Raw genomic sequence first — 14,967 nt, forward strand, 5'->3', positions numbered from 1 at the left:
CCGCGGGGGGCGCCGCGGGGGGGGGGGGGGGGGGGGGGGGGGGGGGGGCGGGCCGGGGGGGGGGGGGGGGGGGGCCCCCCCCCCCCCCCCACCACCGGTCACTTCACCGGCACTGGCTCCCCGGTCGTGATACCGCCCTCGCCGAACGCGTCCACCGCTACCCAGTAATCCGCGTCGGCGTTGAACGAGCGCAGGTCGAGCGAGGTCTGCTCATGGACCTGCCAGCTGTGGTACAGCTTCTCCGGATGGCGGCCGTAGCGGACGTTGTAGCCCGTGGCCCCACTCGCAGCGTCCCACTCGATCCTGGCGGTGCGGCCGTCGACACGGCGGGCTCGAGCCCGGACCGGGCCGGGAGCCGCGCCGTCGCCTGTGCCGAAGACCCGTACACCGCTGACCGCGAAGACGCCCTCGAACGGCATGCGGCCCCCGGTGACCCGGACGAACCGGGCGCGCACCGGTGCGTCGAGCACGATGAACGCGTGCGGTGCGTCGGCGTCCGTTCCCCGGGAGTCGCGCACGGCAGTCCATTGCCGCCCGTCCCGGGACACCTCGACCACGGTCTCCACGGGCTGATGGCTGGGAAAGATGCCGCGCCAGATCTCGGCGTTCCAGTCGGCCCCCTCGGGGACCTGCGGAGCGATGTCGCCCAGCTCGTGATCCGCCAGGTTGACCTGCACCGCGTACACGGTCTTGCTCTCGCCGAGGTCGACGGTCAGGGACTCGCCCGGATCGCGGCCCCCGGCCGCCCACCAGGTGCGGACGTCCTCGTCCACCGCCGAAGCCGGGGTGTGGCCGGGGGCGGAGGAAGAGGCCGAGGCAACCGCCTTGTAGGACAACAACGCCCAGGCCGGGGGTGTCCACGGGTCGAACGGGCCGTCCGGGACGACGAACGGGTAGTCGGCGAAGTTCTGGTTGCAGAAGAGGACCCCGTCGTCGTCGAATCCGGCGGGGAAGATCCCTATGCGCCGTTCGAAGTCGTCGTTCACCGAGATGCGCATGGTCGCGGCGTGCCACCAGTTCCCATGACGGTCCTGGAAGGTGCTTCCGTGGCCTGCCCCCGTGATGAAGCCACCGGGTTTCGAGGAGAACGGGCTGTCGAGCGAGTACTCGAACGGTCCCAGCGGGGATGCGGCCGTGCAGTAGCCGTCGGCGTAGGTGTTGAGCTGTGTGGCGGGCGCCGCGTACTGAAGGTAGTAGATCCCGCCGCGCTTCGTCATCCACGCACCCTCGATATAGGGCTTGCCCCGCAGCCGGGAGAGGAGTCTCTCCTGGTCGGGTCGGGTGGACGCGGTGACGTCGTCCTCGCCGACTTGTTCCCAGCCGCGGGCGGCCACATCGGCCCGGACCAGGGGCAGCGGTTCACCGATCCGCTCGAACGTGTCCGAGAGTCGCGCCCCCTTCAGGGGCGTGTCGTTGTCACAGCCCCAGTAGAGGTAGACGGCGCCGTCGTCGTCCTGGAACAGGTTCGGGTCCCAGAAGGGGAAGGTGCCCCGCGTGACTTCGACGAAGTCGTCGGCCAACGGGTCCACGCTGCGGAAGAAGGGGCAGTTGTCCCTTCTCCTGGACGCGCTGATGTACAGCGCTCCGTCGACCTCCCGGACATCCGGCGCGTAGTCGAGGGCGGGCAGTTTCGAGGTCGGGCGGTACTCCCACCGCAGCAGGTCCTCCGAGTGCCAGAACCCGGCCGACATCGACACGAACATATAGAAGCGGCCCCGGTACCGCACGATGGAGGGATCCGCCGCCTCCCGGTGGACGGACCGACGCCGTTCGCCGCCGCGCGTGCCGTCGGCGCCGTCGGTGGAGCGGATGTCCTGGTAGCGGTAGGCGAGGTCGAGGGGATTGCAGATCACACGCTGGGAAGGACGCATCGCCGGGTCTCCTGGGGTGAGTGACGGTGGACGGTGAGCTCGTGACGGCGGCCAGGTCAGCCGCGTTCCGTGAACACCTACACGTCCCACGGGCCGGGCTCGACCGGCTGGCCGGCCTCATGAGCGAGGTGGGTGAGGACGTCCTCCGCTGTCATGGGCAGGGAAACGGACACCGGGTCCCATGACCAGTTATGCAGAAAGCGGACCCGACGGCCGTCACGGGCGGTGGCGGAGGTCGCGGTGACGCTCGGGTGGGGGCGGCCCCACGCCCCGGCGTGGGCGGCCCAGCGGAACAGTGCCTCGCCGAAGGTCGGGGCGGGCACCGCGCCGATATAGGTGATACGGCCGGTGCCGTACGAGCGGGTCGTGGCGGCGGGCCAGCGAACGAGGTACGGATCGTCGTAGGTGGCCAGCACTTCTGCCCCGTCGGGGACGAGACCCTCCGCCCAGTGCAGGGCCTGGGCCTCGGGCGGCAGCGGGAGCCTGGGACTGCCGTGCACTCTCACCGGTGCGTCCAGGTTGGTAAATTCGTCGTAGGAGACACCGGCGGCTGTGGCAAGGCGGGCCGGCTGGATGTCGGTGCGGGCCCTGGCTTCGAGGTCCACGTAGCCGGTGCGCGGGCTGATCACCAGATGCCCACCGGACTCCGCGTAGGTGAGCAGCCGGTCCAGCGTCGGGTCGTCCGCGACGTAGAACGCGGGGGCGACGAGCAGCGGCAGCAGGTCCATGGTGCCCAGCTGGCCGGGATGGATCAGGCGCGCCTGCAGGCCCGCGTCGAACGCGCCGCGGTAGAAGGCGTCGAAGAGGGATTCGTAGGAGCGCTCGTCGGACGAGCCGTCCGGCCTGGCCAGCGAAGGCTGGGCCTGCGGACGCCCATTTGCTGGGCAGCGAAAACAGGAAAGCCGCGTCCGCGTCCGGGGTGAGAGCGGCGACCAGCTCGCCCGCCGTCTCCAACTCGGCTCCCAGAGAAGCTAGTTCGCGGTAGATCCGACCCGATCGGCCGCTGTGCGGGAGGATGCCGCCCACGTAAGTCTCGGTGCCCCAGTGCAGGGTGTGCCTGTGCCAGTACTCGATCATCGAGGCGCCCCTGGAGATCAGGGCCCAGGCGGCTTGGCGCCACTGTCCGTCGTAGGCGGGTTTGTTGCGCCAGGAGCCGCCGATGGTCTGGGCGTTGGTCTCGGTGACCAGGAACGGCTCCTGCCAGGAGGCATAGACGCGGTCGGCGATGCGGTAGAGCGCCCAGGTTCCGTCGTTGGACATGGTGGCCGCGTGCGAGGGGCGCGTGTCCGAGAGCGCGAGGAAGTCCTGCATCGCGTAGTAGGGGTTGCCCGCGGCGATGTCGAGACCGCGTGTGAGTGCGTCGTCCTCCACTGCCGGGCGGTCGTAGGCGATGCAGGTGGTGACGAACTGGCCGGGGTTCGCGTACTCGCGGACGATGCCGGCCTGCCAATCGATGAACTCGGTGGTGAGGCGGGCCTGGAAGCGTCGCCAGGCCAGGTCGTACTGCGGCTGGGTGTTGCCGTCGGGTGTCCACAGGTCGGCCCAGGTGGACACCCGGTGCGACCAGTAGATCAGACCCCACTCACGGTTGAGGGTGTCCACCTCGCCGTAGGTGTGGCGCAGGTGGTCGACGAAGCGCTGGAACACGCCGTGGCTGTGGAACAGCTCCAGGCCGGGCTCGTTGTCGACCTGGAATCCGATGACGGACGGGTGCTCGGCGTACCGGCCGACGACTTCGCGGATGACACGTTCGGCGTGGAAGCGGAACGCCGGGGGGGTGTAGTCCACCTCTCGCCGCGAGCCCCACGGAATGCGTTGCCTCGGGCCGCGTTCGCCGGCGATCTCGGGGTACTGGCGGGCGAGCCACGGGGGTATCGCGTAGGTCGGGGTGCCGAGGATCACGGCGATGCCGCGTTCGTGCGCGCCGTCGAGGACCGGCTGGAGCCAGTCGAGGTCGAAACGCCCGTTGTCGGGTTCCCACGTCGACCACACCGACTCACCGACGCGGATGACGGTGAAGCGAGCCTCGGCCATGAGGTCGAGGTCGTCCTTGAGACGTTCACAGGTCTGGTACTCGTGGTAATACGCGGCGCCGAACAGGATCCGCTGCGGCAGCTGGAACATGGCTTTCCTTCGGATCGGGTGGTGCGCTGACGGTGGGCGGCGCGTCGCCGGGGTCCACGGGTCCGCGTGACGACGACGGGCCCGTGGTGGCGGTGTGCGACAGGTGAAGAGCAGCCGTCAGTGGGCGGCCGCGCGCCCGCAGAGACGAAGGAGGCTGCCCGTGTCAGTCGCGCGGGGGGCGAGTGGACTCTCGTACGACCAACTGCGTGGCCAGTTCGACGTGGTGGGAGTCGATCTTCTCGTCGGCGGCCAGTTGAAGAGCGGTGCGCAGGGCCACGGCCCCCATCTCGCGGACAGGGCCGTGGATCGTGGTCAGCGGCGGGGAGGTCACCTGGGCCAGCGGAGTGTCGTCGAAGCCGACGACACTCAGGTCTTCCGGTACACGCAGGCCGCGCCGCCGGGCTGCCTCGATGACGCCGGCGGCCAGTTCGTCGGAGGAGGCGAACACCGCGGTGGGCGGCGGACTCAGGGCAAGGAGTCGCCCACCGTGCTCGATCCCCTCGGCGGCATGGAACGTGCCGGCATGGCAGACCAGTTCGGTCGGCACCCGTGCGCCGGCCGCCTCCATGGCACTGCGGAATCCGTGCAACCGGGCCTGGTTGGAACCCGCGTGCTCCGTGCCGCCAAGGTAGGCGATACGACGGTGTCCGAGCGAGAGCAGATACGCGGCCGCGGCATGCCCGCCTGAGAAGTTGGTCGCACCGACACTGACGATCGAATTGTCGGGCAGGGACTCCGGGTCGAGTAGCACCAGCGGCATCCGAACCCTGTCCAGGGCCGCGCGGATCGGGGACGACAAGGTGTTCGCCGTGACGGCGATGACGGCGCGCCGCCCAGCGGCAGCCAAGCCGCGGGCCCAGGCCGCAGGATCAGCCGCCGGATCGTGGTCGCCGCGCCTGCCCACCACCACGGCGATGCCCTCACGGGCCCCGGCGTCCACCACGCTCTGAATGATTTCGGTGTGGTAGATGCTCAGGCGTTCGAACCCGAAGAACAGCTCGACGGTGGGATAGGCCCGCAGGTCGTCGCGGTAGCCGCCGTAGTTGTACTGGCGCATCAGGTCCAGGACCTTGTCGCGTGTCTGCTGAGCTACGTCGGGGCGACCGTTGATGACCTTGGAGACGGTGGCCACCGATACACCGGCGGATTCGGCGATCTTCGCAAGGGTCACGCGTTGAGGATCGGATGCCATAGCTCTCCCGAGGCAGGGCGGCGGGTCAGTGACCCGCGCTGTTCGGCAGCCTAACACCGAAATTATTTTCGAAAGATCGTTGGGTCAACACCCTGTGATATCCAGCGGAATTAACCCTGCAATAAGGGTTGACGGGCGGTTGTCGCCCACCTAGCGTTCACCGCCAGCGTGGTTGACAGAAATTAATTTCGAGCTCCTAGGGCCCATCTTTTCGATTCTCCGCGACCAGCGGCTCCTCGCGCGACGTCCTCGCCACAGACCCGAAGGGGCAGACCCGAGATGACGCGATTCCACATGTCAGGCCCGACAGGTTCAGCCTCCACCGCCACGGGGCCCTCCCGACGCGGCTTCCTCCTCGGAGCGCTCGGCACAGGTCTCGCCGCCACATCTCTGACAGCCTGCGGCTCCGGCCGGTCGGGGGGATCGGGCGGCTCGGAGATCGTGTTCATGAACCAGTCCCGCGGCCAGGCCGCGTCGTTGACCGAACTGGCCAAGCTGTACACGAAGCAGACCGGCGTGAAGATCAGGATCGACAACGTCGGCCCCACCGACTTCCTGACCAAGCTCCAGTCGAGTTCCCAGTCCCGCGACATGCCGGACATCTACTCGGTGGTCGACGCCTTCTCCATGGCGCCGTACTACAAGGCCGGTTGGGCCATGAACCTGACCGACCGGATGAAGTCAGGCTGGGGCGACACCTTCCGGCCCGCCACGCTCAGGACAACTACCTTCGGGGCGGACAATCCGCAGGGAGTGAAGCCGGGCATCTACAGCGCGCACTGGGAGGTCCCGGCACTGGGCATCTTCGTCAACTCCACGATGTTCAAGGCCGCCGGTCTGAACCCGGACCAACCACCCACCAGCATGGGCGAGTTCATCGATCAACTGGTGAAGATCAAGAAGTCCAGGAAGAGCCCCTTCTGGTTCGCAACCAGCCTTGCGAACCAGCTGGTCCAGGGCTACGCGTCCAACTACTTCACCGACGAGGAGCTGAACGCCACCTTCCTCGGCAAGTCCGGTTGGAAGAGTGACGGCTGGCGCAAGAGCATGCAGATCCTGATCGACCTGCGGGACGCCGGCGTGATCGCCACCGGCTCGCTTCCGTCCGGGAACACCGACAACCCCACCGTGGAGAAGGCCTTCTTCAGCACCCAGGGCGTCGCGGCCATCTTCGACGGCACCTCGGCCGTCGGCGTGGCCCGCGCGACCGCCCCGGACTTCACGGCCTTCCGATCCTTCCCGCTCCCCAAAGCCGACGACGGCACGCAGGCGCCGCGCCTGGTGGGCGGTGCCGCCAAGGGCGCCGCGATCAACCCCAGAAGCAAGAACTCGGCTGAGGCACTGAAGTTCGTCCAGTGGCTGACCGAGCCGGCCCAGCAGACCGTCTTCGCCCAGAAGGTTCCGCTCATACCCTCCGCGCGCACGGTGTCGGAGAAGAACATTCCGCAGCAGCTGGCCGGTATCGCCGCGAAGATCTCCGACGTCCAACTCGTCCCGAACCAGATGCGGCAGCAGGTCATCACCGCCCTGCAGAAGGGCGTCCAGGCCATCATGCTCAAGGAGCGCACGGTCGACCAGGTCCTCGGCGACCTCGACGCGGCACAGCGGAGCGCGTAGTGCGGCGCCGCACCCGAGTGCTGGCCGCCTGGCTCTTCCTGACGCCGGCGCTGGCTGTGATCGCCGTGTTCACGGTGGTCCCCTTCGTCCAGGGCATCCTGCTGAGCTTCCAGTCCTGGGACGGGGTCAGCCTGGACACGCCGTTCGTGGGGCTCGCCAACTACCGCCAAGTGATGCACGACACCGGGTTCTGGGGCTCAATGAAGAACGGCGTCGTCTTCGGCGTCGTCGGGTTGGTCGTCGCCAACGTGGTGTCGATGGTCATGGCCCTGGCCGTGCACCGGGCCCGCCGCGGGTCGGCGTTCTTCCGCACCCTCTACTACCTGCCCGGGGTGTTCTCCACGGTGGTGGTGGGCGTGATGTTCTCGTGGTTCCTCGACCCGAACATCGGGATCGTCAACCGGACGCTGAAGTCCCTCGGCCTCGGCGGTCTCGCGCACAACTGGCTGGGTGACCCCAGGACGGCCCTGATCGCGGTCGCCGTTGTGTTCGTCTGGTACCACTGGGGCTTCGGCTTCGTCCTCTTTCTCGCCGGTCGGCAGGACGTGCCCAAGGAGTTGTACGAGGCCGCGTCGCTGGACGGGGCGCGGGGCTGGGCCCAGTTCCGCTATGTCACCTGGCCCGGGATGTCCCATGTCACCGGTGTCGTCAGCGTGCTGACCCTGCTGAGCGGCCTGCAGATCTTCGGCACCGTGCAAGTGCTGACCAACGGCGGCCCTGCCGGTCACACCGAGGTCCCCACCCTGCACATCTACCAACAGGCCTTCCAGTACAACGAGTACGGCCCCGCCGCCGCGATGTCGGTCATCTTCGGGGTGTGCCTGGTCGTTCTCGCCTGCGTTCAGCTGTGGGTATCCCGCAGGCTCGGCGGAAGCACGGACTCCAGTGCGAAGAAGGGTGTTTGACGGTGAATACGCTTCTCGACGCGGCGCCGAGGACGAAGACGGCGACGACGCCTGCGCAGGGGAGTCGGCGACGCCGAAGCCGACTGCGCGGTCCGCGAATCGCACTGTACGCCCTGCTGATCGCCGGGGCGCTGCAAGCGCTGGTGCCGGTGCTGTGGATGCTGAGCGGATCCCTGCAGAGCGCCAAGCAGCTGTACAAGGGAGCCGACCCCGTCCCCCACCCCTTCGAGTGGGGCAACTTCGCCACCGCGTGGAACGAGGGCGGTCTCAGCCAGTACCTGCCCAACAGCCTCCTCTACACCACGGCCGCGGTCATCGGCATCCTCATCATCGCGAGCCTTGCCGGGTACGCCCTGGCACGTATCGAGTTCCCCGGACGAGGTGCCGTCGTGGCCGCCGTCTTCATCATCGTGATCATCCCGCTGCCGGCCTCGTTCATCGCCCAGTACAAGCTGCTGATCACACTCGGGCTCGCCAACACCCGCATCGGCTACATCCTGGTGCTCATCGCCGGCGGGCTGCCGATCTCCATCCTGATCATGCGCGGGTTCTTCGCCAGCCAGCCCAGGGAACTGGAGGAGGCCGCCGCCATCGACGGCGCCTCACTGCTCGGCACCTTCTGGCGGATCATCCTTCCCCTCGCCAAGCCGGGCCTCGTCGCAGTGGCCGTCATCCAGGCCATGCAGGTCTGGAACGAGTACCTCATGGGCCTGGTGCTGTTCAACGACAGCTCGCTGATGCCCGTGCAGCGGGGACTCACCAACTTCGTCTCCGCTGACTCCCCGCAACAGCAGATCCTGCTCGCCGCCTCGCTCATCGCGGTGCTGCCCATCGTCGTCTTCTACGCGATCGCGCAGCGCCACATCATCAGCGGGCTCTCGGCGGGAGCGCTCAAGTAACCACGCGATGACCAGTCGCTCAAATGAACACGCAACGACCAGTCGCTCAAGTGCCCAGGGAACGACCAGCGAGGGAGCTGCAATGATCAGGAGAGTCCGGAGCACGCGTTCCACCCTCACCAGAGGCACCGCGGCCGCCGTACTGGCGCTCGCCGCGGCCCTGGCCGGCACCCAGGGCCCCGCCGCCGCCCAGCCGGCCCCGGCCGCGGCGCCGGAACATCGGCCGCGGGTCGACATCAAGGAGCTGCCGGTGCCGCCGACCGTCCCGCCGGACGGCGTGTGCACCCATCCCACCGGCTGCGTCTCGGCCGACTGGGGCGGCATCGGATCACCCGGCCCCGCCAGGGACCCGAAGTACGTACTCCTCGGAATCACCTACGCCGGGGCACCGGACTCCGGCCCGTCGAGCGTCTACAGCGGCCCTCAGGTCCTGGTCGTCCGCACCGACGGCGGCACCTTCCCGAACGGCGAGGCATGGAAGTGCCTCACCTGCGGGGTGTCCTTCGGCTCCGAGATCGAGACCAGCCAGTTCGTCTACCCACCCGCGAACGAACTGCCCGACCGCAAGCGCGTCCTGGTGGGCAACGGCATCCTGGAATGCGGGACCGACGGAGCCGACTACGCGGTCACCGACCCACGCTGCACCCCCGCCGACACCCGCGTCGTCCCCATCTACTGGAACGACAAGCCTCTCTTCGCCCCCGACGGCAACGGCATCAACAACGGCCGGGAGTGGCGGCTGAGCCCCGACGGCGTGCACATGGTGTGGGACGTCCTCGACTTCAGGGCCCTTACGGAGATCCCATACGTCGGCCGGCTCGCCTACGACCGGCAGAACCGGCGCTACCGGCTCACCAAGGTCTCGGTCCTGCAGAATCCGTCGTCGGCCTACCAGCCTCTGCGGGTCGAGGACGGCAACCGGCTGCGACTCAACCACGCCGGCATGGTCGGTGAGCCGCGCGGCTTCACCGCCGACGGACGGGCGACCCTCGGCATCCAGAGCCTTCGGTCCGACAGCATGGACGCTTGGGCCACCGACCTGGCCACCGGCTCCTCCCGGCCGCTGACCCGGCAGGCCCACTACACCGACCCCATGGCCATGTCCCCCGACGGCAGATGGCTGCTCGCCGAGGAGGTCAACGGCTCCGGACGCCTCGACTTCCTCTCCGGCCTGCCGGGCGTCCCGCCGCTCACCGCCCAACTGACCACCACCGCATACGTCGCCGGGATCCGCAACCAGGGCAACCGCCGCTACTTCTCGCCCTGGCTCGTCGGCCCCAGGACCGGTCACGGCGTCCAGGTCAACGCCGGATCGGATCCGCACTGGAACGCCGCCGCCGACCCGGTGTGGCTCGCCGACAGCACCGCTGTCGTCTACACCGAGAACCTGGCCTGCGGTGCCAACCCTGCCCCGCATCGCTGCGCCGACTCGACGGAACCCGGAGGCCGCAACAGCCGGCTGATGATCGCCCGCTTCCCCGGCCTCAAGCCCAGCGCGCCTGTGGCTCCCGCGCCGGTCTCCGACCAGACCTGGGGCCTGCCCTACGCCCCAGGCACGACTCCGGTGCAGGCCAGGCCGGTGCCGACCGGTACGTACACGCTGCGCGGAAAGGCTCAGGGATCGGCCGTCGTACGGATCGCCGACAACAGCGCCGGCACCCAGACCCTGAGCATCGGCGTCGAGTACCGCGCCTACAGCGACGACGGTACGAACATCATCAGCGGCACCGAGAAGGTGGAGCGCGTCTCCGAGACGGCACTCGGCTGCACACCCGGCACGGCCTCGGCTCTCGCGTGCGTCACCTGGACCGAGAACCTGACGCTGTCCGGCCGCCACACCGGCACCAAGCGCACCGGACCCGGGGGGTTCACCCTCGGCCCGTCCGTGATGCTCAGGAACGACTTCCAGGCGGTCGGCACGCTCACCACGACCATCGACGGAACCACCTACACGCAGCCGGCCAACGGCAGCTGACCCAGTTGGTTCCGGTTCCGGACACCGGAGGACACAGACCGAATGGCTCTCAACGCCCTCGACAACCTTTCCGAGTCAGCGGTCGACTTCGGCGGCGACCGGTGTCCGGCGGCCGCCCCCGCCTCTCCTGGGAACCGCCCCGGAACGCTGAGGCGCCGGACGACCAGTACGAACTGCAGATCGACATCGAGGGGCACCTTGTGGCCACCTTTGAGTTCAAGGACATCCAAGACGCCGTTGTCGTCGCGCACAGCTACGGGGGCAGATCGTGTCCGGTGCCATGGAAGAGATCGCCGAGCACGTCCGGAGCCTCGTCTACCTCGACGCCCACGTCCCGGGACCGAAGAGTCGGTGTTCGACATGATCGGACCCACCCGCGCCGCCAAGCATGTCGCAGCGGCGGGGAACGGCGGCAAGGGCTCGTACTTGCCGCCGTCAGACGCCTCCTGGTACGGGGTCACGGACCCCGACGACGCCGTCTGGGTCAACCGGTGCACCACAGCCCCTCAAGACGTGTCAGGACCGGGTGGGTGTCACGGACCGTGCCTGGAGCCACCCTGGCCTGTTCATCGAATGCGTTCCATCATCCTTGGAACCGCACGTCCTGGCCAGAGCCCGCAAGCGACACACCGAAGACCCGAAGTTCGGCTATCGCATCTTTCACGCCACCCACGACGCGATGATCACCGCACCCTAGGCAGCGGCCGATCTGCTCGTTGAGGCGGTGGATCCGTGAGCGAATCGACGACACTCACGCTCGGTCGGTATGCAGCCTCGATGTCGGTGGACACGATCCCCGAAGCGGTCCGCGAATGGGCGAAGCAGGTGATCCTGGACGAGTTGGCGAGTGACCTCTTCGACATGGAACAGCCGGCCAGCCTGCTAACGGCGCGTTACGTCGTAGGAATGGGAGGCACTCCTGAATGCCATGTAATCGGAACCTCCTTGCGCGCCCCTCGCCGCCCTCGCGAACGGTACGGCGGGACACGCGAACGAGATCGACGGTGCCCATGTCGTCAGACCCAGGCGCAACGCTGGTCCACGCCGTGATGGCCATGGCCGAACGACAGGGTTCGACCGGAGCGACAGCGCTGAACGCCGTTGCTCTGGGTTACGACGTCGGTATCAGACTCGTCGAAGCATGCGGCGGCCTCTTCGAAGTCAAGGAACGGCACCACCTGAACTCGGACTTCCTCCATGCCATCGCCACTTCGGTCGCGTGCGGCCGACCCATGGGGCTCGACCCGGGCCAGTACGGTCATGCCATGGCGCTGGCGACGTTCCAGGCCAACAGCCTGTGCGCGCTGTTCCACGAACAACGGCATATCAGCAAGGCGTTCTGCAACGGCCAGTACGCCATGGCGGGCGTCAGCGCCGCGCCCATGGCGTGCACGGGGTTCGAGGGGTGCGACGACGTCCTGGGAGATCCGCACGGCGTGTTCGACGCCTGGGAACGGATGCCACGGCAGAAACGGCGACGCGGGCACTTGGCCGTGACTTCGCCGTGATGGGCGCGAACTTCAAGTTCGTACGGGCCAGCTACCCGATCCACGCTCCGGCAGAGGCGGCCCTGTCGCTCCTCGCCCGACACGGCATCGAGACGGAGACGATCTCCGCGGTCGAGGTGGGGACGCCGGTCCGGGCACTACGCATCGTCGATGACCGGAGGATGCACAACATCTGCGTACAGGACATGCTCGCCGCCGCCTTGCTGCGCGGCGGCCTGAAACTCGACAAGACTCACTTCCCCGCCCTCCTCGCCGATCCCGCCTTCGCACCGTTGCGGGCCCGGATCACCCTGATCGTGAATCCGCTCTTGGAGGCCCAGGACCGGATGGACGCGGCGCCGTGGTCACCATCAGAACCCGCGACGGCGGTGTCCACTCCGAACGCGTCGGCCATTCCCGTGGTCACGCCGCGCGAGGCGGGGTCACCTGGGACGACCTGGACGCCATATGGAGCGAAGCACTGCCGGACCAGGATGTGGGCTCCTGGATCTCCCGCATGCGCAAGCTGGAGGATCTGGAGCACGTGGGTGAGGTCTTGCAACTCTTCACCGAACAGCCGTAACGCCTGCTGAGCCAATACGGCCGCGGGCCCGGGAACGAATCTCCGGGGCCCGCGCGGTCCTCCGTTCAGCGGAGGCCGTCTCACTCGGGAAAGTCGGGGCTCGGGCTTGTCTCCTTCCATGCCTGGAGCTCGTCCAGCTGGGCCTGCAACTCGTTTCCGACGACCTTGACGGCGTCGCTGCCCAGCAGGAGCCGGAACGGCCCCTCCGCGGACTCGACCGCCTTGATGACGGCCTGGGCACCCCGGGCGGGATCGCCGGGCTGACAGCCGTGGGAGTCGTCGTTCTCCTTGCGCCGGCGGCCGGCCGTGTCCGCGCAGCCAGCGATGACGGTCCGGGACTTCTGGAGCGACCGCGCGGCGAAGTCCGTGCGAAAGGCCCCTGGCTCGACCAGCAGAACTTTGATGCCCAGCGGACCGAGCTCCTTGCGCAGCGCATCGGAGACGCCGGCAAGCGCGAACTTGGTGGCCGCGTACTAGCCAGATCCCGGCATGGCCAGGCGGCCCGCGATGGAGGACACGTTCACGATCGCTTCGCTGGCCCACTTCCGCATGCCCGGCAGCACTGACTTGATCATCTCGACCGCGCCGAACAGGTTGGTACCGAACAGCTCCGCGACGTCCTCCCGCTCGCCCTCCTCGACCGCGACGCGATAACCGTTCCCGGCGTTGTTGACCAACACGTCCACGCCACCGAACCGGTTCTCGGCTACCTGAACGGCCTCTGCCACCTACGCCCGAGCGGAGACATCGAGCGGCAACGCGAGCGCGGTGTGCGGGTACAGAGCCTGGAAGTCCCGGATCGACGCGACACTCCGCGCGGTGACGACGGCGTTCCAAACTTGTGCGAGGACCGCCTGCGAGAGGGCGCGGCCGAACCCGGCCGAACATCCCGTGATCAGCCAAGTGGACATAGTGATGGCACTTCCCTTCGTCCCGGTGGCGCAGATTGTGTACACCGCTGTGGTCCGTGGGACGCCACATGCCTCATGGACACCGTGCCCCAAGATCCAACCTCCCTGGTCCGGCCTGCCGGTGGGAGGGCGAACCATGCCGGGCAACGGTGTTCGCGGGAACGACAGGGCTCCCCACCGGCAGCGCGCTCGAGCGCGGGCTCCCGCGAACCGGTCGTCGAGTCACTGGGCGGAGTACGAGTAGAACCCTCGTCCGGTCTTGCGTCCGAGGTGGCCGGCTTCGACCATCCGGGACAGCAGTGGCGGCGGCGCGTACAAGGGCTCCTTGAACTCGGCGTACAGGGAGTCTGCCACGGCCAGCGTCGTGTCCAGACCGATGTGATCGGCAAGTGCCAGGGGGCCCATCGGGTGAGCGCACCCGCGCACCATGCCTTCGTCGATGTCCTGGGCGACGGCGAACCCGGACTCGAACATGCGGATCGCCGCGAGGAGATAGGGAATCAGAAGGGAGTTGACGACGAAGCCTGCCCGATCCTGGGAGACGATGACATGCCGTCCCAGGACCGCCGTGGCGAACTGGCGCATCCTCGACCAGGCGTCGTCACTCGTGACCAGTGACGGCACGAGTTCGACGAGATCGAGCACCGGGACGGGATTGAAGAAGTGCAGACCCATCACCTGACCCGGACGGGCGGTGGCCGCGGCGAGTTTCATGATGGGGATGGACGAGGTGTTGGAGGCGAACAGGGCATCCGGTCGAAGCATGACCTGGTCAAGGGTGGAGAAGATCCCCGTCTTGAGTTCCTCGTCCTCCGGCACGGCCTCAATGGCGATATCCCGATCGGCGAAGTCGGCCAGATCGACCGTGAACCTCAAGGCTCCCGCCACGGCGTCGCGTTCCCCGGCCGTCAGCTTGCCTCTTTTGACGGCCCGGTCGAGTGACTGGTCGATCTTGCTCCGGCCGGCCTCCAGCGCCTCTTCGCTGACTTCGTAGACAAGCGTGTCCAGGCCATTGCGGGCGCAGACCTCGGCGATGCCCGAGCCCATGAGCCCGCAGCCGACGACGCCGACCCGTCGTATGGCATCGGTGTTCGCACTCATCGAGCTCCCCCCTGGACTCCGGGAAGGTTGCGGGCCATGACGATCCGCTGGACCTGGTTCGTGCCTTCATAAATTTGGGTGATCTTGGCGTCGCGCATCATGCGTTCGACCGGGTAGTCGCGGGTGTAGCCGTAGCCGCCGAGGAGCTGGACGGCGTCGGTGGTGACCTCCATGGCGACGTCGGAGGCGAAGCACTTGGCGGCGGCGCCCTGGAAGGTGAGGTCGGCGTCGCCGCGCTCGGAGGCGGCCGCGGCCTGGTAGGTGAGGGCGCGGGCGGCGGCGATCTTCATGGCCATGTCGGC

Annotated in this window: 11 protein-coding genes and 3 pseudogenes; 7 read left to right on the forward strand and 7 right to left on the reverse strand. The window is 68.1% G+C overall.

All coding sequences use genetic code 11. The features are described 5' to 3' along the window. Window positions 1-98 precede the first annotated feature (98 nt). The 3 genes and pseudogenes from ACIRR9_RS54910 to ACIRR9_RS54920 all read right to left on the reverse strand — a co-directional run bounded on the left by ACIRR9_RS54910 (window position 99) and on the right by ACIRR9_RS54920 (window position 5,166). Window positions 99-1,871, reverse strand: a complete 1,773-nt coding sequence (locus ACIRR9_RS54910; RefSeq protein ID WP_403769306.1) for a family 43 glycosylhydrolase — start codon at window positions 1,869-1,871, stop codon at window positions 99-101. Between the two features lie 77 nt (window positions 1,872-1,948). Further along, window positions 1,949-3,995 (reverse strand): annotated as a pseudogene (locus ACIRR9_RS54915) (beta-galactosidase). 163 nt (window positions 3,996-4,158) lie between these two features. Next, on the reverse strand, window positions 4,159-5,166 hold the full coding sequence (locus ACIRR9_RS54920; RefSeq protein ID WP_403769309.1) for a LacI family DNA-binding transcriptional regulator: 1,008 nt from the start codon (window positions 5,164-5,166) through the stop codon (window positions 4,159-4,161). 468 nt (window positions 5,167-5,634) lie between these two features. Between ACIRR9_RS54920 and ACIRR9_RS54925 the strand changes: the two genes are divergently transcribed. The 7 genes and pseudogenes from ACIRR9_RS54925 to ACIRR9_RS54955 all read left to right on the forward strand — a co-directional run bounded on the left by ACIRR9_RS54925 (window position 5,635) and on the right by ACIRR9_RS54955 (window position 12,653). Then, window positions 5,635-6,804 carry an ABC transporter substrate-binding protein gene (locus ACIRR9_RS54925; protein WP_403769312.1) on the forward strand — a complete coding sequence of 390 codons (1,170 nt, stop codon included), beginning with the start codon at window positions 5,635-5,637 and terminating at the stop codon, window positions 6,802-6,804. Beyond that, window positions 6,804-7,709, forward strand: a complete 906-nt coding sequence (locus ACIRR9_RS54930; RefSeq protein WP_403769315.1) for a carbohydrate ABC transporter permease — start codon at window positions 6,804-6,806, stop codon at window positions 7,707-7,709. The genes ACIRR9_RS54925 and ACIRR9_RS54930 overlap by 1 nt, the downstream gene beginning before the upstream one ends. A 2-nt stretch (window positions 7,710-7,711) precedes the next feature. Further along, window positions 7,712-8,608, forward strand: a complete 897-nt coding sequence (locus ACIRR9_RS54935; RefSeq protein WP_403769318.1) for a carbohydrate ABC transporter permease — start codon at window positions 7,712-7,714, stop codon at window positions 8,606-8,608. 82 nt (window positions 8,609-8,690) lie between these two features. Continuing rightward, window positions 8,691-10,583, forward strand: coding sequence for a hypothetical protein (locus tag ACIRR9_RS54940; protein WP_403769321.1), 1,893 nt, complete (start codon window positions 8,691-8,693; stop codon window positions 10,581-10,583). Window positions 10,584-11,593: 1,010 nt separating this feature from the next. Further along, a complete protein-coding gene (locus ACIRR9_RS54945) occupies window positions 11,594-12,091 on the forward strand; it encodes an MmgE/PrpD family protein (protein WP_403769323.1) in 498 nt (165 codons plus the stop codon). Then, window positions 12,091-12,354 (forward strand): annotated as a pseudogene (locus tag ACIRR9_RS54950) (hypothetical protein); the annotation flags it as partial. The gene ACIRR9_RS54945 and the pseudogene ACIRR9_RS54950, both read left to right, overlap by 1 nt. A gap of 77 nt (window positions 12,355-12,431) precedes the next feature. Then, window positions 12,432-12,653, forward strand: coding sequence for a hypothetical protein (locus tag ACIRR9_RS54955; protein ID WP_403769334.1), 222 nt, complete (start codon window positions 12,432-12,434; stop codon window positions 12,651-12,653). Between the two features lie 80 nt (window positions 12,654-12,733). On the opposite strand, the pseudogene ACIRR9_RS54960 reads toward ACIRR9_RS54955, so the two are convergent. The 4 genes and pseudogenes from ACIRR9_RS54960 to ACIRR9_RS54975 all read right to left on the reverse strand — a co-directional run. Next, window positions 12,734-13,381: pseudogene (locus tag ACIRR9_RS54960) on the reverse strand (SDR family NAD(P)-dependent oxidoreductase). Continuing rightward, entirely contained in the window at window positions 13,382-13,564 is a 183-nt protein-coding gene (locus tag ACIRR9_RS54965) for a hypothetical protein (protein WP_403769326.1), read from the reverse strand. 222 nt (window positions 13,565-13,786) lie between these two features. Beyond that, entirely contained in the window at window positions 13,787-14,665 is an 879-nt protein-coding gene (locus tag ACIRR9_RS54970) for a 3-hydroxybutyryl-CoA dehydrogenase (protein ID WP_403769329.1), read from the reverse strand. Further along, window positions 14,662-14,967 (reverse strand): acyl-CoA dehydrogenase family protein (locus ACIRR9_RS54975; RefSeq protein ID WP_403769332.1); only part of this gene is annotated, 306 nt, incomplete at its 5' end. The genes ACIRR9_RS54975 and ACIRR9_RS54970, both read right to left, overlap by 4 nt.

It is taken from the genome of Streptomyces sp. NPDC101234 (assembly GCF_044767525.1).
GTDB classification, from domain to species: Bacteria; Actinomycetota; Actinomycetes; order Streptomycetales; family Streptomycetaceae; genus Streptomyces; species Streptomyces sasae.

Coding starts and splice junctions, on each gene's coding strand:
- ACIRR9_RS54965 (WP_403769326.1), bottom strand. CDS start 13,564: ATGTCCACTTGGCTGATCACGGGATGTTCGGCCGGGTTCGGCCGCGCC.
- ACIRR9_RS54940 (WP_403769321.1), top strand. CDS start 8,691: ATGATCAGGAGAGTCCGGAGCACGCGTTCCACCCTCACCAGAGGCACC.
- ACIRR9_RS54910 (WP_403769306.1), bottom strand. CDS start 1,871: ATGCGTCCTTCCCAGCGTGTGATCTGCAATCCCCTCGACCTCGCCTAC.
- ACIRR9_RS54945 (WP_403769323.1), top strand. CDS start 11,594: ATGTCGTCAGACCCAGGCGCAACGCTGGTCCACGCCGTGATGGCCATG.
- ACIRR9_RS54970 (WP_403769329.1), bottom strand. CDS start 14,665: ATGAGTGCGAACACCGATGCCATACGACGGGTCGGCGTCGTCGGCTGC.
- ACIRR9_RS54925 (WP_403769312.1), top strand. CDS start 5,635: ATGAACCAGTCCCGCGGCCAGGCCGCGTCGTTGACCGAACTGGCCAAG.